Annotated in this window: 23 protein-coding genes and 5 tRNA genes; 22 read left to right on the top strand and 6 right to left on the bottom strand. The window is 35.3% G+C overall.

Annotated elements, in window-relative coordinates:
• Positions 1 to 56 precede the first annotated feature (56 nt).
• Positions 57 to 2,768 (top strand): TonB-dependent receptor, encoded by a 2,712-nt coding sequence (locus tag FB551_RS15590; protein ID WP_142018172.1) that lies wholly within the window; start codon positions 57 to 59, stop codon positions 2,766 to 2,768.
• 50 nt (positions 2,769 to 2,818) lie between these two features.
• Here the strand turns inward: FB551_RS15590 and FB551_RS15585 are convergent, their stop codons facing one another.
• The gene (locus tag FB551_RS15585; protein ID WP_047426398.1) at positions 2,819 to 3,316 is read right to left on the bottom strand and encodes a DinB family protein; all 498 of its coding nucleotides are present in this window, start codon (positions 3,314 to 3,316) and stop codon (positions 2,819 to 2,821) included.
• A 181-nt stretch (positions 3,317 to 3,497) separates the two neighbouring features.
• Between FB551_RS15585 and FB551_RS15580 the strand changes: the two genes are divergently transcribed.
• The 8 genes from FB551_RS15580 to FB551_RS15545 all read left to right on the top strand — a co-directional run bounded on the left by FB551_RS15580 (position 3,498) and on the right by FB551_RS15545 (position 13,192).
• Positions 3,498 to 4,397 (top strand): GLPGLI family protein, encoded by a 900-nt coding sequence (locus tag FB551_RS15580; RefSeq protein WP_142018171.1) that lies wholly within the window; start codon positions 3,498 to 3,500, stop codon positions 4,395 to 4,397.
• Positions 4,398 to 4,530: 133 nt separating this feature from the next.
• Positions 4,531 to 4,785: a FeoA family protein gene (locus tag FB551_RS15575; protein WP_047426393.1), complete on the top strand. Its 255-nt coding sequence runs from the start codon at positions 4,531 to 4,533 to the stop codon at positions 4,783 to 4,785.
• Positions 4,785 to 6,818 carry a ferrous iron transport protein B gene (feoB, locus tag FB551_RS15570; RefSeq protein ID WP_047426391.1) on the top strand — a complete coding sequence of 678 codons (2,034 nt, stop codon included), beginning with the start codon at positions 4,785 to 4,787 and terminating at the stop codon, positions 6,816 to 6,818. Before FB551_RS15575 ends, feoB begins: the two co-directional genes overlap by 1 nt.
• A 218-nt stretch (positions 6,819 to 7,036) precedes the next feature.
• Entirely contained in the window at positions 7,037 to 8,053 is a 1,017-nt protein-coding gene (locus FB551_RS15565) for a DUF4421 family protein (protein ID WP_142018170.1), read from the top strand.
• 68 nt (positions 8,054 to 8,121) lie between these two features.
• Positions 8,122 to 9,504, top strand: a complete 1,383-nt coding sequence (gene glmM, locus FB551_RS15560; protein WP_142018169.1) for a phosphoglucosamine mutase — start codon at positions 8,122 to 8,124, stop codon at positions 9,502 to 9,504.
• A gap of 45 nt (positions 9,505 to 9,549) precedes the next feature.
• The gene (locus FB551_RS15555) at positions 9,550 to 10,128 is read left to right on the top strand and encodes a Crp/Fnr family transcriptional regulator (protein ID WP_047426385.1); all 579 of its coding nucleotides are present in this window, start codon (positions 9,550 to 9,552) and stop codon (positions 10,126 to 10,128) included.
• A 505-nt stretch (positions 10,129 to 10,633) separates the two neighbouring features.
• The gene (locus FB551_RS15550) at positions 10,634 to 11,602 is read left to right on the top strand and encodes a quinone oxidoreductase family protein (protein WP_142018168.1); all 969 of its coding nucleotides are present in this window, start codon (positions 10,634 to 10,636) and stop codon (positions 11,600 to 11,602) included.
• Between the two features lie 207 nt (positions 11,603 to 11,809).
• Complete coding sequence (locus tag FB551_RS15545) at positions 11,810 to 13,192, top strand: tetratricopeptide repeat protein (protein WP_047426381.1); 1,383 nt, start codon at positions 11,810 to 11,812, stop codon at positions 13,190 to 13,192.
• A gap of 43 nt (positions 13,193 to 13,235) precedes the next feature.
• Here the strand turns inward: FB551_RS15545 and FB551_RS15540 are convergent, their stop codons facing one another.
• From FB551_RS15540 to FB551_RS15525, 4 genes are read right to left on the bottom strand one after another with little or no spacing between them, the layout of a single operon-like run.
• Positions 13,236 to 14,102: a hypothetical protein gene (locus FB551_RS15540; protein ID WP_142018167.1), complete on the bottom strand. Its 867-nt coding sequence runs from the start codon at positions 14,100 to 14,102 to the stop codon at positions 13,236 to 13,238.
• A gap of 47 nt (positions 14,103 to 14,149) precedes the next feature.
• Positions 14,150 to 15,028, bottom strand: a complete 879-nt coding sequence (locus FB551_RS15535) for a DMT family transporter (protein ID WP_142018166.1) — start codon at positions 15,026 to 15,028, stop codon at positions 14,150 to 14,152.
• Entirely contained in the window at positions 15,015 to 15,668 is a 654-nt protein-coding gene (gene aat / locus FB551_RS15530; protein WP_142018165.1) for a leucyl/phenylalanyl-tRNA--protein transferase, read from the bottom strand. Before aat ends, FB551_RS15535 begins: the two co-directional genes overlap by 14 nt.
• 60 nt (positions 15,669 to 15,728) lie before the next feature.
• Positions 15,729 to 16,106, bottom strand: a complete 378-nt coding sequence (locus tag FB551_RS15525) for a DUF3127 domain-containing protein (protein WP_041461994.1) — start codon at positions 16,104 to 16,106, stop codon at positions 15,729 to 15,731.
• 178 nt (positions 16,107 to 16,284) lie between these two features.
• Between FB551_RS15525 and FB551_RS15520 the strand changes: the two genes are divergently transcribed.
• The 13 genes from FB551_RS15520 to FB551_RS15460 all read left to right on the top strand — a co-directional run bounded on the left by FB551_RS15520 (position 16,285) and on the right by FB551_RS15460 (position 24,967).
• Positions 16,285 to 16,366, top strand: a tRNA-Leu gene (locus FB551_RS15520).
• Between the two features lie 4 nt (positions 16,367 to 16,370).
• Positions 16,371 to 16,446, top strand: a tRNA-Gly gene (locus FB551_RS15515).
• A gap of 6 nt (positions 16,447 to 16,452) precedes the next feature.
• Positions 16,453 to 16,536 (top strand) — tRNA-Leu (locus tag FB551_RS15510).
• Between the two features lie 120 nt (positions 16,537 to 16,656).
• Positions 16,657 to 16,738, top strand: a tRNA-Leu gene (locus FB551_RS15505).
• 75 nt (positions 16,739 to 16,813) lie between these two features.
• Positions 16,814 to 16,897, top strand: a tRNA-Leu gene (locus tag FB551_RS15500).
• 192 nt (positions 16,898 to 17,089) lie between these two features.
• Entirely contained in the window at positions 17,090 to 17,425 is a 336-nt protein-coding gene (locus FB551_RS15495) for a hypothetical protein (protein WP_052186717.1), read from the top strand.
• Between the two features lie 147 nt (positions 17,426 to 17,572).
• Entirely contained in the window at positions 17,573 to 19,531 is a 1,959-nt protein-coding gene (locus tag FB551_RS15490; RefSeq protein WP_142018164.1) for an adenylate/guanylate cyclase domain-containing protein, read from the top strand.
• A 587-nt stretch (positions 19,532 to 20,118) separates the two neighbouring features.
• A complete protein-coding gene (locus FB551_RS15485; protein ID WP_047426369.1) occupies positions 20,119 to 20,448 on the top strand; it encodes an NHLP leader peptide family RiPP precursor in 330 nt (109 codons plus the stop codon).
• Positions 20,449 to 20,663: 215 nt separating this feature from the next.
• Complete coding sequence (locus tag FB551_RS15480) at positions 20,664 to 21,530, top strand: hypothetical protein (RefSeq protein ID WP_142018163.1); 867 nt, start codon at positions 20,664 to 20,666, stop codon at positions 21,528 to 21,530.
• A gap of 134 nt (positions 21,531 to 21,664) precedes the next feature.
• Positions 21,665 to 22,036, top strand: coding sequence for a hypothetical protein (locus tag FB551_RS15475; protein ID WP_047426365.1), 372 nt, complete (start codon positions 21,665 to 21,667; stop codon positions 22,034 to 22,036).
• Between the two features lie 61 nt (positions 22,037 to 22,097).
• Entirely contained in the window at positions 22,098 to 22,472 is a 375-nt protein-coding gene (locus FB551_RS15470) for a hypothetical protein (RefSeq protein ID WP_047426363.1), read from the top strand.
• A gap of 180 nt (positions 22,473 to 22,652) precedes the next feature.
• Positions 22,653 to 24,140: a type 2 lanthipeptide synthetase LanM gene (lanM, locus tag FB551_RS15465; protein ID WP_142018162.1), complete on the top strand. Its 1,488-nt coding sequence runs from the start codon at positions 22,653 to 22,655 to the stop codon at positions 24,138 to 24,140.
• Positions 24,141 to 24,169: 29 nt separating this feature from the next.
• Positions 24,170 to 24,967 carry a DUF5694 domain-containing protein gene (locus FB551_RS15460; protein WP_185150218.1) on the top strand — a complete coding sequence of 266 codons (798 nt, stop codon included), beginning with the start codon at positions 24,170 to 24,172 and terminating at the stop codon, positions 24,965 to 24,967.
• 233 nt (positions 24,968 to 25,200) lie between these two features.
• On the opposite strand, the gene FB551_RS15455 is transcribed toward FB551_RS15460, so the two are convergent.
• Complete coding sequence (locus FB551_RS15455) at positions 25,201 to 25,959, bottom strand: response regulator transcription factor (protein WP_047426359.1); 759 nt, start codon at positions 25,957 to 25,959, stop codon at positions 25,201 to 25,203.
• Positions 25,960 to 26,145 lie beyond the last annotated feature (186 nt).

Below are 26,145 nucleotides of genomic sequence, written 5' to 3'. Positions count from 1 at the left end.
TTATAAAAAGTGTAACAAAAAACCACAATGATTAACTAATTGAGCAAATAATAAGTATGAAAAAAAATATTCCTTTATTTCTGATGCTTTTCTTTACTGTGCTTACTTTCGCACAGAAAACGGTTTCAGGAAAAATTACTGATGATGACGGGGTTGCAATACCAAGTGCCAGTGTAACCATAGAGGAACCTGGGAAAGATGCTATTCTTGCTTATGCCATTACAAATTCCAAAGGTGAATATAAAGTAACTTTTACTTCTGCTGAATCCAACGTAGATCTAAAAGTGAAAGCTTTCAATCAGAAACCTCTTACAAAGCAAATCAATAACGGCGATCAGACGCTGAACTTTAAAATGCAGTCTGAAGCCACAGAAATTAAAGAAGTACAGCTGAAAACCAAAATGATTACCGCAAGAGGTGATACCATTTCTTACGATCTTAAAGCATTCAACAGTAAAAACGACAGAACGCTTGCGGATGTAATGAAAAAGATTCCGGGAATTGAGGTCAACAAAGACGGAACGATTCTCTACCAGGGAAATGCCATCAATAAATTCTATGTAAACGGAAAAGACCTGATGGAAGGTGGGTATGGAACCATCAACAACTCCCTTCCGAAAGATGCCGTACAGAAAGTAGAGGTTCTTGAAAACCACCAGCCGGTAAAAATCCTTCAGGATAAAGTACCTTCAGATCAGGCTGCCATCAATATCAAGCTTAAAAATTCTGTTACCATGACAGGTAGGGGAGAAGTAGGAACCGGTTTCGGAGATCCATGGCTTTGGAATGTAAAACTGACTCCCATGTTTTTCGGACAGAAAAGCCAATGGGTCGTCAATTATAAAACCAATAACATGGGCGAGCAGGTGGAAAATGAAGGAAATATTCTTGCTTTCGGAAGTTCATGGGAAGGGAGAAGAAGTAATATCTCTCAAAATAACTGGTTGAGTGTAGAAAATGCATCCGTGCCTGATCTTCCGGTAAAAAGGTATTTAATGAACAGCGTTCATTATTTGTCAGCAAATTATCTTACCAATATTGATAAGAAGAAAGAATGGGAGCTTAAAGCCAATGCAAACTATACTAATAATGCAGTTGAAAGAGAATCAAATAGTGTTACCAGAGATATTCAGCAAGGAACGCAATACACGACCAGATTCTTAAACAATTTTTATATAGACAAGCTGAAAGGAGAATTGATCTTTACAAAAAATGCTAAAAAAGGATTTTTCAAAAACACAACAACATTCTCTCAATTCTGGAATGCAGATAGGGCTTTTGCCGAAAGAAATGATAAGCAAGGTTACAGAATAGGAAACGAAGCTTTAGAATCACCTACAACATCTTTCCAGAACTCTTTAAGTACGATTATTCCCTGGAAAGAAAAAATGGTGAATTTCAAGTCCTATATCAGCTATCAGAATGATAAGCAGATTTTAGAAATTTCTCCAGCCGATTACTTACAGTTCCCATATAAAGAAACTGGAAGTAATGATTTTACAACCATAAAATTTACGCCAGGCAGTACTGCTTTACAATATTTCAGAATTAAATCTTTAGATACATCACATTCTGCAAATATCAGTTTCTCTTCTAAGGGATGGACATTCACTCCACAGGTAGGATTTGATCTTTCTACAGATAAACTGACAACAAACTTTGATGGTAGCACAACGAATAATTCTCCGGACTTTACAAGTTTAAATTATGAAAATGATCTGGAATTCACTAGAATTAATCCAACGGCTTCTGTTGGAATTAATTATAAATCTGAGTCATGGAGTTTGTTTTCAAGTTTCCCTGTAAATTTTAATAATATCAAGGCTGAAGATGCATTTAGAAATGTTTCTAAATCATTAAGTAAAGTAACATTTACCCCTAATCTTTTTGCCCAATATTCATTTGCCTCATTCTTCAAAGCCAGTGTGAATGGAGGGATCAGTAATAATTTCGGAGACATTCAGACAGCGTATGCAGGATACATTCTTACGAATCCCGGAGGATTTAATGTAATGAATCCAAAAAACCCGATTCCTGAAACCAATACAAAAAATGCAGGGGTAAGATTGGAGTATAGAAATCCGCTCAATAATCTTTTCTTCAATGTAGGATATAGAATAAGCGACGCAAAAAATAACCTTATTGCTTCAAGTACTGTTAATGAATCAGGTTTCAGAGTAACAGAATACTTGGAAAGAGAAAATAAAAGAACCAGCAATACTTATTATGCGGAAATAGGAAAATATTTTCCTAAGTTTAAAACCAATGCTTCATTAAGTTATAACAATACTATTTCTAAGTCTCAATCCATTAGAAACACGGATGATATTGATAATAAAACCAACGGAAATACTTTGGGTGTCAAATTTAATAATACCTATTTCTCATGGATGAGTGTAGATTTTAATGCTTCTAAAACGTGGAATAAAACATCTAATATCTTCCTTACAGGAAATCAAGGAAAAACGGAAGGGTATAGCCATAACCTAAACGTTTTCTTTTATCCGTTAGAAAACCATACTCTAGGATTTTACTGGGATCAGATCAATTCAAAATCTGCAGACATAAAATATAATAATGGATTCTTTGATCTTTCCTATCAGTTTTCATGGACTAAAAAGAAAGTCGATTTTGAAGTGAAATGGATGAATATCGCAAACAAGAAGGTGTTTGAAAGAATAGATATTGATAATACAACTATCACTCAGACGACAATGCAGCTCCGCCCAAGCCAGGTCATGCTAAGTGTAAAATTCAACTTTAAATAAAACAAAAAACCAATCCATCCGGATTGGTTTTTTATTGAGATATACTGAAATTAAAAGCTTTGCTGGTCTGCTGAAGGCCCATAGCTTCCCGGCAAAGGAATATTATTGAGTCTGTAATACACTCCCAGTTGAGCCCTGTGATGGGTGATCTGGTTTAAAGCATGCCGGATTGCTCCGTACTTGCTCCAGCTTGCCAATTCGTGCCCATCATTTTTAATAGTCCAGCTTGGGTTCAGATCGTCTTCTGTACTGTTTTCCAATGCTGTTTTTGCAGACTGATAATCGTCCTCCAGTTTTTTCATGAGATCATCTCTTGTAGAAAGAATGGTAGGTTTATAGTCTCCTTTGGCAAAATCCAGTTCAGAAGTTTTCAAAATAGTGTTCGGCCATTCAAAAACTTCTACCAGATGAGTGGCAAGAGGCATCATTTTCATACTTTTTTCATGCGGAGCATAATCGTTCTTTCCTTCAGGGAATAGTTCAATAAATTTTTTGGTGGTTTGGAACTCTCCCTCCAGTTCGGATTTTAGTTGAGATAAGGTATCCATAATATTTTGTTTTTTAGAAACTTAAAGGTAAGCGTTTTAAAAATGAAACTGTTTTAAGAGAATCATAATTTTTAGTAATCGGTCATCCGGGGCAGCTGAAAATTTTTTATTACAAAATAAAATTTCAGAAAAAATGTAACAAAAGAAGTGAACTTATTACTAATTATATAAACTTGCTACAATGAAAAAGTTATTCTCCATATTTCTTATTGCTCTTTTTGCTTTTGCAGGAGCTCAGGAGTCAAAGGAAACAGCCAACCGTTTCTTTTATGAACTGAGTTTTAAGCCTAAGAAAGATTCGGCAAGAATCGATAAGATCATTACCATTCTTGATATTACCCCAAAGAAATCAATCTATCAGGATTATACTATGCCTGCTCAGGATTCTATCATTAAAGTACAGATAGAAGAAATGGAGAAAACCAAATCTTTTAAGGATATGACTAAGCTGATTAAGTGGCCGAAATTTTCTTATAAGATCATCAAGACTTATCCAGACATGAAAGTTCAGTATGTAGACAGAATCAGTAGAAATCTTTTTTCATACGATGACGAACCGAAACTGCAATGGAGCATTTTACCTGATAAAGAAAAGGTAGGTGCATATAATGCTCAGAAAGCAACTACTGAATTTGGAGGAAGAAAATGGACGGCATGGTTCAGTTCAGATATTCCTTTTCAGGATGGCCCTTATAAATTTAAAGGACTTCCCGGTCTGATTGTAAAAATTGAAGACGCTGATAAAAACTATTCTTGGCAGTTGAGCGGAAATAAAAAGATCGAAAACTATGAAGAATTATCATATGCAGATAAGATCAATGCTAAGATGGGAATGATGAGCAATACAATAACACCTACATCCAAAGAAAAATTCCTGAAGTCTTATGAGGGGTACAAAGCAGATCCGTTTGCAGAATCAAGACCTTATATGACAGCAGAAAATATGAGCAGACCTATGCCGGGAACAGACGGAACAGTTGGAGACTTCATGAAAAGACTGGAAAAGCAGGTAAAAGATTTCTTCGGATCTAATGATAATCCCATAGAAAAAGAGCAGACTTCTGACAAGAAGAAAAAATAAGCATTCATATCAACTAAATTATATTTTGAATCAACCCAGATACAGCAATGTGTTTGGGTTGATTTCTTTTATCCCAAAACGTTATTTAGATTAAATTTAAATAGCGTATATTTGCAGGACTAAAAATTAGGCTTTGAAAGAGAAAGGATTACATAAATTAAGTGGATTTCCTAAAAATAAAATAGGAAAGATATTGGGGTATGATAATGACCATCTTAAAATGCCCAATAAAATTATTGAAATGGGGCTTCTTCCTGAAACCACTTTCAGAATTTTGTATCAGGCGCCATTCAACGGGCCTATGTATGTGGAGTTTGGAGCAGAAAAAAGCCGGATTGCTCTTCGTGAGGAAGAAGGAGATTATATCATTGTTGAAGAATTGAATTAATGCAGGAAAACAAGAAAAAACAGATACTTTTAGTCGGAAATCCTAATGTAGGAAAGTCAACAGTTTTTAATACACTTTGCAACAAAAAGCAGAAAACTGGAAACTATGCCGGCGTTACCGTAGCAAGTCATTCGGGAAACTATACGTATAAAGATCAGGATGTTGAGGTTATTGACCTTCCAGGTTCTTACAGCGTGTATCCCAGCTCAGAAGATGAGGCAATTTTTTCCAAATACCTTATTGACGAGCAGAAAAACTACGCAGGAGTTGTTTATATTCTTGAAGCATTAAGTTTAAAAAGAGGATTACTGTTGTTCCAGCAGATTCAGGACCTCGGAATCCCAATGATTCTGATTGTCAATCAGATTGACCAGGCAGAAAGAAGAGGGATCACTATAGATATTCAAAAATTTTCCCAAGCATTAGGCATTAAAATTATTCAGACCAATGCCAAAGAGCAAATCGGGATTGATGCAGTAAGAGAGGCTGTTTACAACAATGAATTTGTAAAAACAGATACCCTTTCTTTTGAAACCCCTAACGAGCACAGAGATTTTATTCAGAAACTGGCAGCACATAAAGGTTTCGATAATGAATATAAAGCATGGATGAGCCTTTCACTGGGAACAGATCTTGGAAGAATTGGCTCAGTAATGGAACAGCTTAATGAGGCTGATTCTAAAAGCCTGGTTCCGAAAAGATTGCAGGTTCAGGAAACCGTGAGGAGATATCAGAAGGTAGACAAAATACTGGCTGATGTAATTTTTAAAAAGGCTCAGTTCAAAGAATTATTAACGGAAAAACTGGACAAGGTTTTAGTTCATAAATTCTGGGGATACGTAGTCTTTTTAGCGATCTTATTAATTATATTCCAAAGTGTTTTCTTCCTTGCAGAATACCCGATGAACTGGATCGAAGAAACCTTTTCATGGTTGGCTGCGTTCACCAGCGAACATCTTCCGGAAGGACCAATTAATTCCCTGATTTCAAACGGAATTGTTCCGGGAATAGGAGGAATTGTGGTTTTTGCACCACAGATCGGAATTCTGCTGTACTTCCTTTACTTACTGGAAGATTCAGGATATATGGCAAGAGTGGTATTTCTGATGGATAGATTGCTGCGTCCCTTCGGGCTTAACGGGAAAAGTATTGTTCCTTTGGTTTCAGGAACAGCTTGTGCAATTCCAGCAGTCATTTCTACAAGAAATATTGAGAATGTAAAAGAAAGACTCCTTACAATATTGGTAACACCATTTATGACATGTTCCGCGAGACTTCCAGTGTACAGTATCATTATCGGACTGATTATCTCAGAAGGAACATTTTTAGGAATCAAATACAAAGCATTGGTCTTGATGGGAATGTATCTCCTTGGATTCTTAGTAGCTTTGTTCTCCGCAGCAATCCTAAAAAGATTTATAAAAAGTAAAGGAAAAACGTATCTCGTAATGGACCTTCCAGCCTATAAAAAACCACTTTTCGGATATGACTTTAAAATGGTTTTAGGAAAAGTATGGGACTTCATTACCGGAGCCGGAAAAATAATTTTCATCGTAAGTATCATTATCTGGTTTTTAAGCTATTTCGGGCCTAGCCGGAAAACAAATGAATTTGTAGCTGCAGACGTTCACCTGGATCATTCTTACCTGGCTAAAATGGGTAAAGGAATAGAACCTGTAATTGCTCCGCTTGGCTACGACTGGAAAATGGGAGTGGGAATTCTTACCAGTTTTGTAGCGAGAGAGGTTTTTGTGGGAACGATGTCTACGCTTTACAGTCTGGAAGATGATGCCCCGGAAGTGAAAGTTATTGATAAAATGAGAAGAGACGTAAAACCGAACGGAGAAAAAGTCTTCAGTTTTGCAACCGGAATTTCGGTGCTCCTTTTCTATGCATTTGCAATGCAGTGTGTTTCTACACTTGCAGTAGTCTACAGAGAAACCAAAAGCTGGAAATGGACCGGCTTTCAGGTGGTCATGATGACAGGTTTGGCATATTTTGTGTCGATGATAGTATATCAGATTTTAAAGTAATGGACTCATCATTAATTATTCAGTACGTACTTATTATACTTATTGTAGCATTCGCCTGCTACTCTTTATTCAAAGTACTCAAAAAGAATTTCGCACCAAAGAAATTCAGCTCAAAAAGAACCCACTGTGATAAAGACTGTGGCTGTTCTTAATATTATGTTCATCGGATAATTGGAAAAAAAGCAGTACATTCATTTTTCTAATTAAAACTGTTCGATTTGAATTTCTTAAAAGCAGGATTATTAATTGTATTTTCTTTAATAACCACTCAGGGAAAAGCACAATCCGATACCACGAATACCAAATCTTATGCAGATCAGGTAATGATCCGTGTGAATCTTGATACCAATATTGAACGCTATGTTTTTTCAATGGGAGAAGGCAAGAACGCATTCAATATGGACCTGTCCATCAACAATAAGACGAAAACTTCATTTTCAATTGATTATAGAATAATAAGTGCAACAGTATCATTTACACCCCAATTTTTACAGGGAAAAAATGATGACGAAATGAAAGGGAAAAGTTCCTATACCGATTTAAGTTTCAGATTTTTTCCGGGAAGATTTATTCAGAATGTTTATTATAAAAATGTAAAAGGCTTTTATGTGGAAAACATGAAAGACTTATCTCCGGAATGGCAGGAAGGAAGAGATCAATACTACCAGTTTCCGAATTTAAGAGTACAAACCTTTGGCGGATCTACATCCTATATTCTCAATAAAAACTTTTCGGCAAGAAGTATCTACACGCAGGGTGAATGGCAGTATAAAAGCAGCGGAAGCTGGGTTCCGTTTGTAGATTATGATCTTACCATTTTCAGAAATACGATTGATGGAGTAAGAAGCAAAGACACACAATACAATATAGGAGGAAACATTGGATATTTTTATAATTGGGTCATTGGAAAAAAAGTAAATATCTCGCCTTATCTGGCTGTGGGGATTGGGGGTAAATTCTCCAGCTACAGAGATCTTGATAATGGATCAACAAAACAAAATGCCCAATATGCTACCATAAGAATGCAGGGTGGCCTTCATGTGGGCTATAATACAGACCGGTTTCTATTCGGAGGTAAAATGAATTTTAAAAACTATGCCTACGATCAGAAAAATAACCAAACGGTAGAGAATAATAACCTGTATGGTTTGTTATATATAGGGTATCGTTTTGCACCACCGAAAGTTGTGAAAAATACCTATGATAAAGTCCAAAAAAAGATTCCTGTTCTGTAAGGTGAAGGGGTCTTTTAAGTATCTTTGCGTTGGAAAATTTAGAAAAAACAAAATAAATTAAAAACATCATGTCATTAATAAAATCTATTTCCGGGATTCGCGGAACCATTGGTGGTAAAGTAAATGATAACTTAACACCGCTGGATGTTGTAAAATTTGCATCTGCATTCGGAACCTGGCTTCAGAATAATAAAAATAAAAAAGATCTTACTCTTATCATCGGAAGAGATGCCAGAATTTCTGGTCAGATGGTTTCTTCTTTGGTAACTGCTACATTGCAGGGATTAGGTATTAATGTAGTAGACCTGGGCCTTTCTACAACACCTACAGTAGAAGTAATGGTTCCTGAGCTCAATGCAGACGGAGGAATTATCCTTACCGCTTCTCACAACCCAAAACAATGGAATGCTCTTAAGTTATTAAACGAAAAAGGAGAATTCATCACCGGAGAAAACGGTGCAGAAGTACTGGCTTTAGCAGAAAGTGAAGACTTCAACTATGCAGAGGTGGACGATCTTGGAAAATATGAAACAAGAGATGATGCTTTCGATATCCATATTCAGCAGATCCTGGATTTACCCATGGTAGACGTGGAGGCAATCAAAGCAAAAAACTTTAAAGTAGTTCTTGATGCTGTAAACTCTACAGGAGGGATTGCTATTCCTATGCTTTTAGACAAATTAGGCTGTGAAACCATCAAATTATATTGTGAACCTACAGGCCACTTCCCACACAATCCTGAGCCTTTAAAAGAACATTTGGGAGATATCTGTGAGTTGGTGAAAAAAGAAAATGCAGACTTAGGAGTAGTTGTAGATCCGGATGTAGACAGATTGGCTCTTATAGATGAAAAAGGAGAAATGTTCGGAGAAGAATACACCCTGGTAGCCGTTGCAGATTATCTTTTGAAAAATAAAAACGGAGCTGCAATTTCCAACCTTTCTTCAAGCCGTGCATTGAGGGATGTGGCAAAAACACATAATTCAGAATACTTTGCAAGCGCTGTAGGAGAAGTAAACGTTGTTACTTTGATGAAAGAAAAAAATGCTGTCATCGGAGGAGAAGGAAACGGAGGAATTATCTACCCTGAATTACACTACGGAAGAGACTCTTTAGTAGGCGTTGCATTATTCTTAACGCATTTAGCTAAAGAAAACAAGACCGTTTCTGAATTAAGAGCAGGATATCCAAGTTACTTCATGGGGAAAAAGAAAATAGAGCTGACACCGGAGATTGATGTAGATGCTATTTTAAGTAAAATGGAGCAGGAATATCAGAATGAAGAAGTGTCTACAGTAGATGGTGTTAAAATAGACTTTGAAAACAACTGGGTTCACCTTAGAAAATCCAATACAGAGCCGATTATCAGAATTTATACTGAAGCCAAATCTCAGGAAGAAGCAGATCAGTTGGGAGATGATATCATTGCTAAAATTAAAAGTTTAATCTAAAATATATAAAGAACGGACAAGTGGTCCGTTCTTTTTTATATCAGCATGTTTGAACATATCAAAAACAGGTTTCCTTTCCCTAAAGAAAAGTGGAGAAAATTTCTGGGCGCTTTCCAACGTATGGAAATCCCTGCCAAAACTTTGCTTTTAAAAGAAGGGGAAATTTCCTGCAATGCCTACTATATTGAAAAAGGACTCGTCAGAGCCTGGTATAATAATGACGGAAAAGATGTTACCTTCCAGTTTTTTCTTGAAAACACCATGTTTTCTTCCCTTGAAAGCTTCAAAAAAGGTTTGCCAAGCATGGTTTCATTTGAGACCATAGAACCCTGTATCTTATACAAAATCAACAAACCGGATGTGGACGCTTTTCTGGAAGAAGTCTACGAAAATCCTGAGCTCAGAAATCTCTTTATGGATGCTCTTTTTGAAAGGGTATTCGATTATATGAAACACTTCTTTTCATTTATTAAAGACACCCCACAGCAGCGATACCTGGATCTGGTCAAGCAAAAACCAGAGATCATCAAAAGAGTTCCCCAGCATTATATCGCTTCCTATCTGGGAATTACAACGGTACATCTCAGCAGAATCAAGAGCAAAATATTGAAAGAAGGACTTTAAGAGGATGGAAGATGGAAGTTTAAAAAGAAACTGCATAAATTTTGACTCATATTAAACGTAACGTTCGCAAAGAATAACATGTATTGTTGAAAATGTTCGCAAAGACGTTCCACTCAGCGGTGATTGTTCATTGCTGAACGAAGTACCCTTGCGAACAAATATTAAACACAATATTATGTTCCCTAGCGTCCTCTGCGTTTCCATCTTTAAATTTCATATACTTTTTAACGGTAAGCTCGCAAAGAATAATATGTATTGTTGAAAATGTTCGTAAAGGCGTTTCACTCAGCGATGATTGTTCATTGCTAAACGAAGTGCCCTTGCGAACAAATATTAATCACAATATTATGTTCCCTAGCGATCGCTGCGTTTGTTAACTCTGTTACCGACTTTATAAACTCCCAGCTTCCTTTTTCTAATCTCCGTTCCCAAAATCCAAAACTCATAACAAATGTTATCGCTCCACAGCATTCATCCCTCCTAATTTTGTATAAAAATTAAAAGAATGAAAGCAGCAGTAGTATTTGAAAAAGGAAGTATCCCCCAATATGCAGATTTCCCAGAGCCTGAAGTACAGGAAAATGAAGTTTTGATTTCAGTAAAAGCAGCATCAATTAAAAATCTTGATAGGGCCAGAGCAGGCGGAAATCACTATTCAACAGAAAATAAGGAACACCAGCCAACAGTGATCGGCACAGATGGAGCAGGATATCTTGAAAATGGAGATAAAGTGTATTTTTTCAGCAAAAAAGGAACTGTATCCGAAAAAGCCGCCGCAGATAAAAAGATGATCATTCCGATTCCTGAAGAACTGGATTTTTCTATAGCAGCAGCATTACCCAATGCAGTAATGGGATCTGCAATGGCCTTAAAATTCAAGGCTGGATTACAGCCAGGAAACACAGTCCTGATTAACGGAGCAACAGGAATTACAGGAAAGATTGCCGTTCAGATGGCCAGGTTATATGGAGCAGGCAAAGTGATTGTTACCGGTAGAAATGAAGCATCTCTGCAGTCTTTACTTGAGTTGGGCGCTGATGTGGCAATTTCACTTAAGCTGGACGATCATGATTTTAAGCAAAGAATAAAAGAAAATCATCTGGAAACTCCGGTAGATATCATCATAGATTATATCTGGGGGCATTCTGTAGAAATGATATTATCCGCTCTTAAAGGAGACGGAACCTTTTCTCATAAAACAAAACTGGTAACGATAGGAGGAATGAGCGGTGATATCATTCAGCTGTCTTCGCAGATTCTCAGAGGAACCGATATTCAGATTTCAGGATCCGGATTGGGAAGCTGGACGAAAGAAGAGTCAGGGCTTCTGTTTTCAGAAATTATCCCAGAAATGTTTCAGGCAGCCGTAGCAGGAAAAATTAAAATGGAAACCCAGGACATTGATATAAAAGATATCGAAGCGGTATGGAATGCTGAGGTACAAAGCGGAAAACGCCTTGTTGTAAGAATTTAACCCCAATTTCCGTTTTTTTATCCACAATCCTTTTATTGGTTTTCTTTTTTTACTATTTTTATAATAGAAATTTATGAAATGGAATATTCAAAAAAAAGTTGCAACTTTGCATAAATATTTGAATATCAGTTTCAGATATATTATTAATTAAACGTTTGCCGAGGTTTGTAAGCAAATTCAAGCGTTGGGCCGACAAAGAGGACACTATTGGAAGAGTATTTTGGAAATGAACTTGTAAAAAAGTTCGAGGAAATGATGGAAAACAATGACGAATTCTACTTCGATACCGAAGAGTTAGAAGACATTATTGTTTATTATTTGGAGCTTGGTGATTTTAATTACGCAGACATGGCTGTTAATTATGGACTAAAGCTTCACCCTAATTCGTTGGATATTAAGATCAAAAGACTTGAGATCCTTCTGGAGTGGGAAGAGTATAATGCTGCGAAAGAACTTATTGACGAACTGAAAGGTGCTTCTATGGAGAATACAGACTTTTTGGTTTGTTACGCCAAGTATTATTCGAACTTAGGAAATCCTAGAAAATCCATTGAAATCTGCAAGAAAGCTTTAACATTAGAGGAAGAAGAAAACTTTCTCCACAACTTTATTGCGGATGAATATGTGAATCTCGGAGATCCTTTTAACGCTCTTAAACATTACAGAAAAGCACTGAAGGAAGATCCTACGGATGAATATTCGCTGGAAAACTGTATGGTGTGTTTCAGTGACCTTAATAAGAGTGAGGAGGCTATTGCCTTTCTTAATGAATATTTAGATGAATTCCCTTATTCTGAAACCGCCTGGTTTGAATACGGACAATTCTATTTCAACAGAAAAAATTATGATGAAGCCATAAGAGGTTATGACTATTTACTGGCAATCAACTCCAACTCTGTGGGAGTATATGCCAATAAAGCAGCCTGTTATGAAGCTTTGGGACAATACCAGAAGGCAATCGAAACATATGAAGAAATGCTGGAGCTGGAATACACAAAAGCATTTACTTTTTATAAGATCGGATTATGCAATAAAGCCCTGAAACAGCCTATCTTAGCTTTAAATGCATTTCAGAAATCATTAAGAGAAGACCCTCAGTTTTATCTTGCAATGATGGAACAGTCTTATCTTTATGAAGAAATGGGCGGAATGTCTGAAGCATTGCATTATGCCAAAGAAGCTACCCAGCTGAATGAAAACAATCTCGACTATCAGAAAAGACTGGCATTTTTATTCATCGATTCAGGGAAGTTTGAAGAAAGTCTTTCATGTCTTAAAAAACTGGTGGATGCAGAGCCTTCAAGGTTCTATAACTGGTATGCCTATTCTGAAGTTTTGATGTTGGTAGGAGAGTATGAAGATGCGGTGACAGTATTGAACAGAGCCATAAAGAAACATTACAGAGCAGAGTTGTTTTATCAGCTGAGTAATTGCTTCTACAATCTGAAAGACCAGGATAAAGGAATGGAATCTCTTCAGAAAGCACTGGAACTTGATCCTTCTTTAGCCAAGGATATGCAGAAAAAATATCCTTTCATTAAAGACGAAGTGAAAAAGGTAAAAGCCAGCAAAGTGAAGAAAAAGAACTAGAATAATCTAAAATAAGAGAAAAACCTGCAGAAATGCAGGTTTTTTATTGATAATTGTATTCGTAGAAAAATTTATCCGGAGCGCTGGTGTTTGCATTTCCATTCATATCAAGAGACTGTCTGCTTTCTTCAGATGGATACCCTGCAGTATTAAACGTTGTGGTATACTTATGAGACGTCGTACCTGTAGCTGTTCCTCCTCCGGCTGTGGTATTGGTAAACTCTCCTTTATAAGTACTTAAACTGTTCTTAATATTTGAAAACAATAGGCTTATCCCATCACTGCTCTCATTTCCGTTGAATATAATTTTATCAAAACCTTTTACATTTTTAAAAGGATAGTTTTTGTCCGTGTATGTATAAGTTTCTTTTTCAGTATAATTAATGGTATTTCCATTTACTGTTCCGGTTCCTGAGCCAATACTGCTCACCATGTTCCCGTTGCTGTAAGTAAATACACTGTTAATGGTCGAAGACCCGGCAGTTCCTGAATTGGTCTGTTTTTGTACGCTAATTTCCGTATTACTTGTATACATATAGTTAAATGAAACAGTGTTCTGTATGACTCCAGCAGTAGAATATTCCTTAATTACCGCTGTGGACATACGCCCGTTGGAATATCCATATTCAACTGCGCTTTCAAGAACATTATTTTCGTAATTCTTAATCCCCGAAACATAATCATCTGTATAAGAGAACTCTACTCTCTGTCCGTGATTAATGTTGTTGATCATACTGATGATTTTAGTTCCGTTGTAATTGATTTTCATTACAATACCATCCATAGTCATCTTCGTAGGAAGAATTACACTTTGATTTGAAGGATCGCTGTTGTCGAAAGGGTTGTCATCAGAGCTGGAACAGGAAAGTGTAGATAAGGCTATAGCCCCAAAAAGTAGAAGTTTTTTCATAGTTATAAGTTAAATCATCCAAATATAATTTAATTTATAATACGATTTTATTTTTTTGGATTTGTTCTTAAAAAGATGAGCCCGGCAATAATAATTCCAGCTCCTGCAAATTGTAAATAGGTCAGTTTCTCACCATCAATAATTCCCCAGATAATAGCAACAATAGGCATCACTAAAGTAACTGTAGAAGCAAACAGGGGAGAGGAAACTTTAAGTAAACGGTAATTCATCATCATCGCCAGGCCTGTTCCGAAAACAGATAGCAGACTGACAAACATAAGCCCCGTCAGGTTATCCTTCGAAAAACTGAATTCTGAAAAGAATCCTGTACCTGTGAGTGCAATAATGGATGGCAGTAACAAAACAAAAGAAAACACAAAAGCAGATAAAACCGTAGAAGATACTTCCATTAGCTTTGATTTTACGGTTGTGGTGCTTAGGGCATAGCATAAAGTTGCCAGCAGTAACAGAAGGATCGGGATCATTTTCAAATCTCCGCTGTCACCACCTCCAAATGCCAGAATACAGACTCCGGTAAAGCTTAAAAGGGTTCCTATGATCTGTTTTTTCGTTGTTTCAAACTTCCAGACCAAGGCACCTACAATAATCACGAAAATAGGCATCATAGAGTTGATAATCCCTGCAATACTGCTGCTTATTTCAGTTTCAGCAATCGGAAACAGAAACATAGGAATGAAATTTCCGGTAAAAGCAGCCAGAATTAACCATTTTAAATGTTTTTTAGGGAAAAGTTTATAATTGGAAATAGCAACCGGAAGAAGAATAATTCCGGCAATAAGAACTCTTAAAGACCCAACCTGAAACGGATTGAAATGCTCCAGCGATTTTTTGATTAAAATAAAGGATGATCCCCAGATAATACTCAGGACAACCAGAAGAACCCATTTTTCTTTATCTGCGTTCATTATTTTCGTGTAAGATTTTTAGAAATTCTTTTTTGGGGATCATTTTTGCCCCCAAGCTCTCCAAATGTTCAGTATGTGATTGGCAGTCAATTAATTCAAGATGGTCTTTGTTGCTTTCTACAAAGTTGATAAATCCTGCTTTTGAAGCATTACTTACCTTAGCAAACATACTTTCTCCGCAGAATACATTTCCAATCTGCAGCCCGTAAAAACCGCCTACAAGTTCTTCATCCTGCCATACTTCAATGCTTTTAGCCAAACCATATTGATGAAGCTGGATAAAAGACTCCATCAGTTCATCAGAAAGCCACGTGCCAAGCTGTCCTTTTCGGGTAGCCTGCTGGCAATTCCTGATCACCTCTCTGAAGTTCTTATTCTCAGAGAAAGTAAAAACATTTCTGTTGAGTATCTTCCTCATGGATTTTGAAACCTTTAGTTCTTCAGGAATAAGAACAAACCTTGGATCAGGACACCACCAAAGGATTTCCTCTCCGGGATTGTACCATGGAAAAATGCCTAGCTGATAAGCAAACCAAATACGTTCTACGGACAGGTCACCCCCAAAAGCAACCACTCCCTCATGGCCATCATATAGCTCGGGGTCGGGAAATGAAATCTCGTTTTCGTCTAATCTGACCATTTTTTAGAAAAAAAATCCTACTTCAAAAAGCAGGATTTATATTTGATCTTTATTCTCTAATTAAAAAGGTAAATCATCATCGTCATCTCCAGCAAACGGATTCTCATTAGAAACCGGAGATGCAGATTGCTGAGGCATAGCCTGAGTAGGTTCTGAAGCATTATCAAAAACTTTCTCTACTCTCCACCCGGTAATAGAGTTGAAGTATTTAGTTTCACCCTGAGGAGAAACCCATTCTCTACCTCTGATGTTGATTCCTACTTTTACGTTTTCTCCTTCTTTAAGGTTATCTAATAAACTGATTTTATCAGACAAAAATTCTATGTTTATCGGCTGTGGATACTGTTCCTGGGTCAAAATAACCATTTCTCTTTTTTGAAACCCGCTCGCAAATGTTTGAGCATCAAAAAGTTTCTTTACCGTTCCTTGTAATTCCATATCGTAAATATTAACGATGTAAAAGTATGAAAATGAAATGTAATAAAAGAAGGCATGAAAAAAAAATATGGAAATTTTATTTTTTTTTCCTGAAAAGTTTGGTGGTAAAGGAAATTGTCCTATATTTGCACTCACAAAAACGAAGCAAGCTCTTTAAAACTTACAATATAAAAAACCAGCGGATGTGGTGTAATTGGTAGCCACGCCAGACTTAGGATCTGGTGCCGTGAGGCGTGGGGGTTCGAGTCCCTTCATCCGCACTATGCGAAAATAGCTCAGCTGGTAGAGCACAACCTTGCCAAGGTTGGGGTCGCGGGTTCGAATCCCGTTTTTCGCTCCACACCATGCCCTGGTGGTGGAACTGGTAGACACGCAGGACTTAAAATCCTGTGTCCGCAAGGACGTACGGGTTCAAGTCCCGTCTGGGGTACAAGACCCTCTGTAATATCTTACGGAGGGTTTTTTGTTTTAATAGAGAGTGTTCTTTAAATAAAAATCTTATATTTGTAAGAAATCAGGTTGAATCTGAGTATTCAGATCAGCAAAACCAGCGGATGTGGTGTAATTGGTAGCCACGCCAGACTTAGGATCTGGTGCCGTGAGGCGTGGGGGTTCGAGTCCCTTCATCCGCACTATTCTAAATTCTTTTTAGAATCATTAAGAAGGTTGGAACCCCTGGTTCGAATCTTTTTTTTTGCCCACACCATGCCCTGGTGGTGGAACTGGTAGACACGCAGGACTTAAAATCCTGTGTCCGCAAGGACGTACGGGTTCAAGTCCCGTCTGGGGTACAAAAGCCCTCTGTAATGTATTACGGAGGGCTTTTTTATTTCCGTTAAATTTCTATTTCAACATTTTCAAAAAATATTTTCTCATATTCTCTTTTTTTTTGTCGGCATTTTTGTCAGTTCTGTCAATTGAAAACAAAATAAATTTACCATGCCATATTAGAACAGATACCGTTTAACAATAAAAAAAAAATTATGAATTTAACCAAAGACGAGGAAATTTTACAGTCTGTTGTAAAAAAAGCATGGAAAGATCCTGTTTTTAAAAACAGTTTAATCCAGAATCCGGTAGCTACTATGGAGAATTTTTTGGGAAGTCCTATTAATTTGCCTGCAGGAAAGAATCTTGCATTTGTGGATCAAACAGACTCTTCTACCATTTTTGTAAATATTCCGGCAGAGCTGGATATGGACGATATGGAATTAGATGAGGAACAGTTGGATATCATATCCGGTGGAGCAAATGAGGGAGACCCGCCTATCTACATTAAACCAGTTAATTCTGATGGCAGCATTTTTGGTGGAGGGTAGATTGTAAAAGTTCTGTAAATCGTGTATAATTCCTGTTCTCAAGAATTATATACGATTTTTTTTTAAATGGATCAGAAAACGTTGTCTGAGATTCATTTGATATACGCTATTCTAAATTTATACCCAATATTATAAACCCTTTTCGTTATGATAAATTATAAATACATATTGTTTTTTTGTTTTTTATTTATCGGAAATCACCCTAGGGCTTTTTCTCAGACCCATATAAAAAAAGAGAATCAATCTACAATTAGTAAAAACAAAGCAGACAGTCTTTTAAATATTGGTATAAAGAAACAGGAATCGGGCAATTTTGCGGAATCTGTTATATACTTTAATAAAAGCCTTGAGAGTTATTACGAAAATAAAGATTTTAAAAAAGCAGGAGATTGTTACAGTTATCTGGCGATTTCCTACTCTCTTCAGGGAAATTATGTTCAGTCTCTTTCTTATTTTGAAAAAAGCATTGCTGAATATAAAAAATCCGGATATAAATTAGGAATATCTTCGGTAACCAATAACATGGGCGGAACTTATTATTACTTAGGTAAACTGCCTCAGGCTCTTAGCTGCTATCAGAAAGTACTGGAAATACAGAGGGAAATTAAAGATCCGAAGACAATAGCCATCACCACACAAAATATCGGGGGTATTTATTCTAAGCTTGAAGATTATACGAGCGCTTTGAAATACTATAAAAGAGCATATGATGTATATAAAAAAGTGAATGATGTAAAGGCTATTGCTCAGAACTTAAATTCAACCGGATCTATTCAGGTCAGGATGAAAGATTTTGATCTCGCATATAAAAATCTAAGCAAAGCCCTGAGCATTGCGAACGAACAAAATGATAAACAGATCAAAATAGAAGTTCTGAATAATCTTGGCACTTTATTTTATAAAAAGCTGGACTATTCTAATGCTCTGGCCTACTTCAACAATACATTGCAGTTGGCAAAAGAGATGAACAGTCAGCAATATATAGGAGATTCTCAAATTGCCATCGGTAATATTTATATAGAACAGGGAAAAAATAATGAAGCGGTAAAATTGTGTAATAAGGGATTTGCAATTGCACAAAAAATTGGATCTCTTAGCTTAAAAAAAGATGCGTGTGACTGTCTGTATCAATCTTATAAAAAACTGAACGATGATAAGAGAGCTCTTAGCTATTATGAAAAATCAAATATTTTTGAAGATAGTTTAAATTCTAAGGAAACTTCCAACCGAATGATGAATATGGAGTTTCAGAAACAGCAGTTAACGGATAGTATTGCCTATGTAAAGAGAGAACATACCATTCAGATAAAACATAAGGAAGAGGTACAGGAGCAGGAAAAACAAAGGAATATTGTAATCGTCTCTTTGTGCTTTATCCTTGTTGTAGCCGGAGGCTTATGGAGCAGACTCAATTTTGTAAGAAAATCCAGGGAAGCACTAAGGGTAGAGAAAGATCGTTCAGAAGAGCTTCTGCTGAATATTCTTCCGGAAGAAATTGCTGAAGAGCTCAAGCAAAAAGGAAGTGTAAATGCCAGAGATTTTAATTTGGTGTCCATTCTGTTTACAGATTTCAAATCCTTTACACAAACTGCAGAAAGAATGTCTCCGCAGAGTCTGGTAGAAGAAATTAATGTGTGCTTCAAAGCCTTTGATCTTATTTCTGAAAAATATCAAATTGAAAAAATAAAAACGATAGGGGATTCCTATATGGCTGCGGGAGGAATTCCGAAACCCGATCAGAATTCATTAAAGAATATTGTTTTAGCCGGGCTTGAAATGCAGGGGTTTATGGCAGAGCGAAAAAATGTAAATGTACAAACCAATAAGCCTGCTTTTGAAATGCGATTGGGAATTCATGCAGGACCTATTGTCGCAGGAATTGTCGGCGTGAAAAAATTTCAATACGATGTGTGGGGAGATACTGTAAATACAGCAAGCAGAATAGAAAGTAATGGGATGGTGGGAAAAGTAAATATAAGTGAATCCCTTTATCATCTTATTAAAAATGAAGACTGCTTCGTTTTTGAATACCGTGGAAATATCCAGGCAAAGGGAAAGGGAGAGCTTAAGATGTACTTTGTAGAAGCCAATTCAGAAAGAATGTAGTAAACATTAATTATTGACAGTTTTGAAGCAAAAGCTGGCCAATTTATAGAAAAAATACTTTCTACTTTTACCTTATTGAAAATGAAAGTTATCAGGAACAGATGCTGAAAAATGATAGCTGAAGGAAAAGAAATAAAGCTGACAGTTTTGAAGCAAAAGCTGGCCAATTTATAGAAAAAATATTTTCTACTTTTACCTTATTGAAAATGAAAGTTATCAGGAGCAGATGCTGAAAAATGATAACTGAAGGAAAAGAAATAAAGCTGACAGTTTTAAAGCAAAACTTGGCAAATTTATAGAAAAAATACTTTCTACTTTTACCTTATTAAAATGAAAGTTATCAGGAGCAGATGCTGAAAAATGATAACTGAGGGAAAAGAAATAAAGCTGACAGTTTTAAAGCAAAACTTGGCAAATTTATAGAAAAAATACTTTCTACTTTTACCTTATTAAAATGAAAGTTGTCAGGAGCAGACGTTAAAAAAGATAATTGACAAAAAGAAATAAAGCTGACAGTTTTGAAGTAAAACTTGGCAAATCTATACAAAGAAAGCGTTTTACCTTTACATCAACAAAATGGCAATGTTATGGAAGACAAAAAAGAACAAATTATACAGGCAGTCATATCTAAAGCTTGGGAAGATGCGGGATTTAGAAAAGAACTACTTTCAAGCCCGATAGAAGCAATAGAAAAACTGACAGGTGTAGTAGTGGTTTTGCCTGAGGGAAAAGAGCTGGTTGTTGTTGATCAGACGGATAAATCTAAAGTGTATCTGAATATACCGGCAGAGCCTGAGCTGGAAAATACGGAACTGACAGAAGAACAGCTGGAAATAATTGCGGGAGGAGGACAAATGATTTGGAAAGATTTAACAGATTCTTTATTCCCGGCTTTTAAAAATTGTATTAAAATATAAAAAAGCAATGTCATGGAGTAGGGAACAAGAAAATTGTTAGTCCATGACTGCTCAGAATAAATAACAGTGAGAACTTAAAAATAATTTTAACATGTAATTTTAATAGTATGATGGTTAGTCGGAATTTAGAAAACACTTTGGAAAGACCATTACATTCAAAGTATTCTATGCAAACAATAAATAGTTTTCTCGAGATTATGTTTCAAAAGGAAGACATGCCACTGTTAAAATTGGAAAAATTAACCAGAGAAAAATTAACTGAACTTATTGACCAGGAGGTAAGAACACAGAATGTTGAGATAACCAATGAATTATTTTTATTGTTCTCCAACCTAGCCATCGAATTACAAAAAAAAGATATAAGATCCGAAGAGACGTGTACGAAGATAAATCAATGTATAACGACCTTAGACCTTAATGAGAATGAAAAGGCCATTTTACAAATGGGGTATTATCCAATAATGGCACTCTATCATTATAAATTGAATAATTATGAAAAATCAGTTCACTACTCTCATTTAGCTATTCAAAATGATGATTATCTTTTGGGAAAGTACCCTGAATTATTTACACATAAAACCCTGCAGATACAAAATATAATCAAGACCCATCTCTTATTTAATGAAGTAGATCGCGCATGCAGCCTGTGTAATGATATGTTAAAATATTTAATTGATGGAGACAAATTTGACTACACTGTAGGTCATTGGACAAATAATTTTAACATTGAAAAAGAAAGTGAGGTGATTAATGTCTGTCAAACGGTAGCTATCGTTATAAAAGCGATTATCACCTTGACGAAAAATAATGAAGACGAACAAAGGCTTTTTTCATTAGCATTTGCCGGAATTAAAGGAAACAAAATAAAAGATCCGGAGATACAACTGATATTACAATTCTTTGATATGAAATTTTCCCTTTACTCATTCCAAAAGTTTGATGAAGTACAAATTAATAAATGGAAAGATAAAGCCATAGAATCAAAATATCTCTCCATCCTTAAGCCCCTTTTCTCTAGTTTATTCCTATCCATGGAAACAAACTCCCGGGGGATTATTAAAAGATATCTCTTTAGTTTTTAACTAAAAGAATCACCTATCATATAAGTCATAATTGTTGTCTGGAAGGCGCTTGGAAAAGCTTTCTCCGGAGCAGTATGCACCTAAAATAAAGATTATAAAAATAAAATAAACATTAAAACTTAAAAATTTAAATTATGAGTTATCAAGCCATCTCGGAAGAGAAAAAAGAACTAGTTAGAGACGTTATGTTCAAAGCTTTAAATGATGCAGCTTATAAAGCAAGATTAGTAAGTAACCCTATTGAGGCAATCAAAGAATTGCACCCGGACTTTACTCTTGGAGGAAACAAAAAAATCGCTGTTGTAGACCAGGTAGATAATGATACCTACTACATCAACCTATCATATCTTTCATTTGCTTTATTTGGAGGAGACATTGAAGAGTTTGAATTATCAGAAGAAGAATTAGGAATGGTTGCAGGTGGTAAAACAGTTCCAATCGGAAGTTGCCAGTTCTTAAGCTGTTTTGGAGGTAGTATCACTGAACCATCCGCAGAAATAGTATAATCTAGACACAATAAATAAATAATCAAAAAAATTAATATTAACATTTAAAAAATCAAAAATTATGAGTTATCAAGCAATCTCAGAAGAGAAAAAAGAACTAGTTAGAGAAGTAATGTTTAAAGCTTTAAACGATGCAGATTACAAAGCAAGATTAGTAAACAACCCTGTTGAGGCAATTAAAGAACTTCATTCAGATTTTACTCTTGGAGGGAACAAAAAAATCGTAGTTGTAGATCAAGTAGACAATGATACTTACTACATCAACCTATCATATCTTTCATATGCTCTATTTGGAGGTGATATTGAAGAATTTGAATTATCAGAAGAAGAATTAGGAATGGTTGCAGGTGGTAAAACAGTTCCAATCGGAAGCTGCCAGTTCTTAAGCTGCTTTGGAAACGGTTTGACTGAAGATACTGGAACTACAATCGGATAGTATTTTTCATGTAAAACTGAACAAATAAATAAAAAGAGAATGCACATTCTCTTTTTATTTATTTAAAATCATTTCTGTTATTTAAAATTTCTTGTGGTACAAATGATCTGAAGCGCATTGAATCCATTTAGAAAAGAAAAGTCTTTAAGAACGGTATAAATAGTAAAAAACTAATAGAAAATGACCAATTCCACTTTAAAAGAGCCCACCTTTGTTGAAGATAGAATGACTTCTTATCTATGCTCTGTTTATGAGAGAAATATCACAAGGATGCTGCCTGAATTTATTAGAAATAATAATGAATCAACTTTTGAAGATTTCTTTGAATATTTAATAAAAGATAACTGGCAAAACATTCGTCGTCAATTTCCTGTTTTGGACGAGTACTTACCTCTGCAGAAAAATAAAATTCACAATCAATACACCAAGATCATTGAATCATATAAGGATTGTTCTGCAGAATTATTTGACCATCTGTTAATTGAAAATGAATCTATTGCAGTTCAGGACATTAAAATAGGGGAAGGTGATTTTCATAATGGTTTTTCAACCTCTATGGTTTTTTTAGAAAACGGAAATAAATTGGTTTTCAAGCCTACTAATGCGGCAATTTCCAATTCTCTTTTTCAATTCCTGGACTGGATTAATAGTCACCTATCTCTGGGTGATTACAAATATCAGATACTCAATAAAAAAGAGTATCACTGGCAGGAATTTGTATTGGGAAAACCATGCAATTCGGAAAATGAAATAAAGAGTTATTATGAAAGAGCCGGATACTTATTGTGTATTCTTTATCTTTTAAATTCTACTGATTTTCATGCTGAAAATCTTATCGCCAATGGCGATACACCTGTAGTTATTGATCATGAAACTTCAATACAGCCACAGATTTCGGAACATCTGAGAGATAATTTCAAATCCTTTGATACCCTTAATTTAGAAAATATAGATAAACAGGATACTGTCATTACTTGTGCACTTTTACCTTTTGGGAATGACGCGAAATTTATTCCGGCAGGGATGTGTGGTTTGGGATATTCAAAAAACACACATGCCTTTGTTACCAAAAAAGAAGGGGTCAATAAATTTACAAAAGACTGGAAAATGGAATATAAATCAGTCAAAGTAGATTATATTCAGAATAATATTCCCACATTGAACGGTAAGAATGTGTTCGTGGATGAATATTCCGATCAATTTATATCAGGTTTTGAAAAATGTTATAACCTGTTTCTAAGTGAAAAAGCATTTTTACTATCTGATCGTTCACCCATTCAAAAATTCAATAACCTTCCTGTGAGGTATATATGGCGTTCGACCAATGTATATGGTAAAATTTTAAACGTCATGAATTTACCAAACAATCAAAAGGACAGGAAAAAATACACACAAAGAATTGAAGATTATCTTTCCATTGCTTTTAAAGATATTCCTGAAGACTCTGATTTACGTTTTATTCTACAACATGAAATCGCTCAAATGTTAAGAGGAGATATTCCTTATTTTGAGGTGAATACATCATCCAGAGATTTACACACAGAATACGGGGTTGTAAAAGATTTTTTTGAGCTTAGTGCGGTAGAAAACATCGGAAGAAAATTAAACAAGCTTTCTCAGGAGGATCTGGAGTTCCAGAAGAAAGTAATACTTGAACAGCTTAGGTAGATATTTATAGCTAAACACCATTTAAAGTTATGAAAATAAGAAAAATTATATTATTAATCATAGTATTGGGTTGTTTTAATCTGTTTGGACAAAAATCTAAAGTTTTGAACTTAGGGGTATTCCATATGGGAAATACTAGTGATGCCAACAAGGTAAAATACGACTCAGACAAGAGCAATGTTGAGATTGATGCTATAATTAATATGTTGGCAGATTTTAAACCGACAATGATTTGTGTAGAAATCATTCCGAATAATAATGAAGATCTCAATAAAGATTATTCTAATTTTTTAAATGACGGAAAATATAAGACCAAGTATAAGGGTGAAATAGAAGCATTAGCCTATAAAGTGGCAAAAATTTCAGGGGTAAAAACAATCTATGGAATTGATGATAAGGAAACGGCAATGTACAATTATAATATTGGAGAAGAATTGAAAAATCAAGTAGACAGTTTGACCTCCAGGAACTATAAGCTTAACCTTTTTAAAAAATTTGCTAAAGTTGAAAGTTTATCGACGTTAGAAAAATTAATTTTTTTCAATTCAAAAGAGACTTTAGAAGGTTTGATTAACATTAATGCTGATATTTTAACTTATAACAGCACTAAAGGAAATTTTGAAGGAGCAGATGAAGCAAGTAAATTTTATAAAAGAAATTTAAGAATATTTTCAAACTTAAACCAGCTTCCTGTTACAAAAGATGATCGGGTTCTGATCATTATGGGCGCTACTCACACGGCGTTTCTTAATGAGTTCTTAAAAAGAAGTCCTAAGTATGAACTTGTTGAAACTTCACAATATTTGAAAAAAAATAGCTCTTTATAAGTTGTAACGCAAGATCATTATTGTGCCGTTAATAGCCAAAACACTTCTATCCACCGGTTTTCTTTAAACCATGGAGTATTCATTTTAGATAAGAGGTTTTTGTTTTTCGCAGAAAGAATTTTTCACCAGACATAATCTTTGTATCAGAAAATACATCCGGGAAAAAAGAGCTTATTCTTACGATATTATTTTTATTGCCCTGTTTATCAAATTATACGGGAGATCTTCTTACACTAAATCAATTTATTGTTGGTAGCATAGGCAATAGCTTCCGTAATACTGCTTACCTCCAGTCTTTCAAATAATTTTCTTCGATGGAACTTTACCGTATCCGGAGAAATAAATATAGCTTTTGCTATATCATTGATTGTGAAGCCTCTTGCACAAAGCTGTAAGATTTCCAGTTCTCTTTTGGATAAAACAGCTTTTTTTTCAGCTTCCCATATATCTTGATCCAACCTGTAATGATAGACTTTATTTTCTCCGTTTTGATATATTTTAATATTCCCGGAGTCTCTCTCTGAAGATATGGAAATAAGACATACTGCCTTCCATATTTTTCCATCCTTATTAAGAAATAAAGGCGTTAATTTTTGATTAACCAAGATCTTTTTATTTTCCTTGTTTATAATATGAAAATCATAAGAAATGGTATAATCCAGCCTTTTTTCAAGAGGAATCTTATCATAAAAATCAAATCCTACAGAATTGATCTTTAACAAGAGTTCCAGGTCCTTTTGAGGAACATATTTAAAATAAAAAGCATATCCCATCTCCAATACTTGTTCTGGAGTATTGCCACAAAGAAAAAGCGGGTTGTCCGAAACATACTCAAACCCCTGCTTCATATAGTCAATTACATAAATACTTGTGTAGGTGGCTCTTGAAAATGCCTTAATCGATTCCAGATAACTGAATTGTTGTTCCTTCTCCTCTTCCGTTACGCTGCTTATTGTATTCCTATGATTAAAGAAAGAATCCTTTTCATCCATGCTTATTTTGTCAGTTTTATACAAAAATAATATAAAATGAACATAATAAGTGGTATTATGGTGTAAAATTTTTCTTTTTCACATTAAATCATGGTTATTTATTTAAATCCCTAAATGGGGATTAAGTTTTTATAAAGAAAAACCGGATTACTACACCAAAGTGTAGTTGTTTGGTTATCAGTTGAA

The organism is Chryseobacterium aquifrigidense (genome assembly GCF_006716485.1).
In the GTDB taxonomy this organism is placed as follows: domain Bacteria; phylum Bacteroidota; class Bacteroidia; order Flavobacteriales; family Weeksellaceae; genus Chryseobacterium; species Chryseobacterium vietnamense.
Note: the sequence above shows the minus strand (reverse complement) of the source record. Positions and strands in the feature narration are given on the sequence as shown.

What these genes read in the sequence shown, in the direction of transcription:
- FB551_RS15585 (WP_047426398.1), bottom strand. Translation starts at nt 3,316, where the DNA reads ATGGATACCTTATCTCAACTAAAATCCGAACTGGAGGGAGAGTTCCAA.
- aat (WP_142018165.1), bottom strand. Translation starts at nt 15,668, where the DNA reads ATGGTCAGATTAGACGAAAACGAGATTTCATTTCCCGACCCCGAGCTA.
- FB551_RS15590 (WP_142018172.1), top strand. Translation starts at nt 57, where the DNA reads ATGAAAAAAAATATTCCTTTATTTCTGATGCTTTTCTTTACTGTGCTT.
- feoB (WP_047426391.1), top strand. Translation starts at nt 4,785, where the DNA reads ATGCAGGAAAACAAGAAAAAACAGATACTTTTAGTCGGAAATCCTAAT.
- FB551_RS15470 (WP_047426363.1), top strand. Translation starts at nt 22,098, where the DNA reads ATGAGTTATCAAGCAATCTCAGAAGAGAAAAAAGAACTAGTTAGAGAA.
- FB551_RS15555 (WP_047426385.1), top strand. Translation starts at nt 9,550, where the DNA reads ATGTTTGAACATATCAAAAACAGGTTTCCTTTCCCTAAAGAAAAGTGG.
- FB551_RS15455 (WP_047426359.1), bottom strand. Translation starts at nt 25,959, where the DNA reads ATGGATGAAAAGGATTCTTTCTTTAATCATAGGAATACAATAAGCAGC.
- FB551_RS15535 (WP_142018166.1), bottom strand. Translation starts at nt 15,028, where the DNA reads ATGAACGCAGATAAAGAAAAATGGGTTCTTCTGGTTGTCCTGAGTATT.
- FB551_RS15580 (WP_142018171.1), top strand. Translation starts at nt 3,498, where the DNA reads ATGAAAAAGTTATTCTCCATATTTCTTATTGCTCTTTTTGCTTTTGCA.
- FB551_RS15550 (WP_142018168.1), top strand. Translation starts at nt 10,634, where the DNA reads ATGAAAGCAGCAGTAGTATTTGAAAAAGGAAGTATCCCCCAATATGCA.
- FB551_RS15495 (WP_052186717.1), top strand. Translation starts at nt 17,090, where the DNA reads ATGAATTTAACCAAAGACGAGGAAATTTTACAGTCTGTTGTAAAAAAA.
- FB551_RS15490 (WP_142018164.1), top strand. Translation starts at nt 17,573, where the DNA reads ATGATAAATTATAAATACATATTGTTTTTTTGTTTTTTATTTATCGGA.
- FB551_RS15475 (WP_047426365.1), top strand. Translation starts at nt 21,665, where the DNA reads ATGAGTTATCAAGCCATCTCGGAAGAGAAAAAAGAACTAGTTAGAGAC.
- glmM (WP_142018169.1), top strand. Translation starts at nt 8,122, where the DNA reads ATGTCATTAATAAAATCTATTTCCGGGATTCGCGGAACCATTGGTGGT.
- FB551_RS15525 (WP_041461994.1), bottom strand. Translation starts at nt 16,106, where the DNA reads ATGGAATTACAAGGAACGGTAAAGAAACTTTTTGATGCTCAAACATTT.
- FB551_RS15485 (WP_047426369.1), top strand. Translation starts at nt 20,119, where the DNA reads ATGGAAGACAAAAAAGAACAAATTATACAGGCAGTCATATCTAAAGCT.
- FB551_RS15540 (WP_142018167.1), bottom strand. Translation starts at nt 14,102, where the DNA reads ATGAAAAAACTTCTACTTTTTGGGGCTATAGCCTTATCTACACTTTCC.
- lanM (WP_142018162.1), top strand. Translation starts at nt 22,653, where the DNA reads ATGACCAATTCCACTTTAAAAGAGCCCACCTTTGTTGAAGATAGAATG.
- FB551_RS15460 (WP_185150218.1), top strand. Translation starts at nt 24,170, where the DNA reads ATGAAAATAAGAAAAATTATATTATTAATCATAGTATTGGGTTGTTTT.
- FB551_RS15480 (WP_142018163.1), top strand. Translation starts at nt 20,664, where the DNA reads ATGCCACTGTTAAAATTGGAAAAATTAACCAGAGAAAAATTAACTGAA.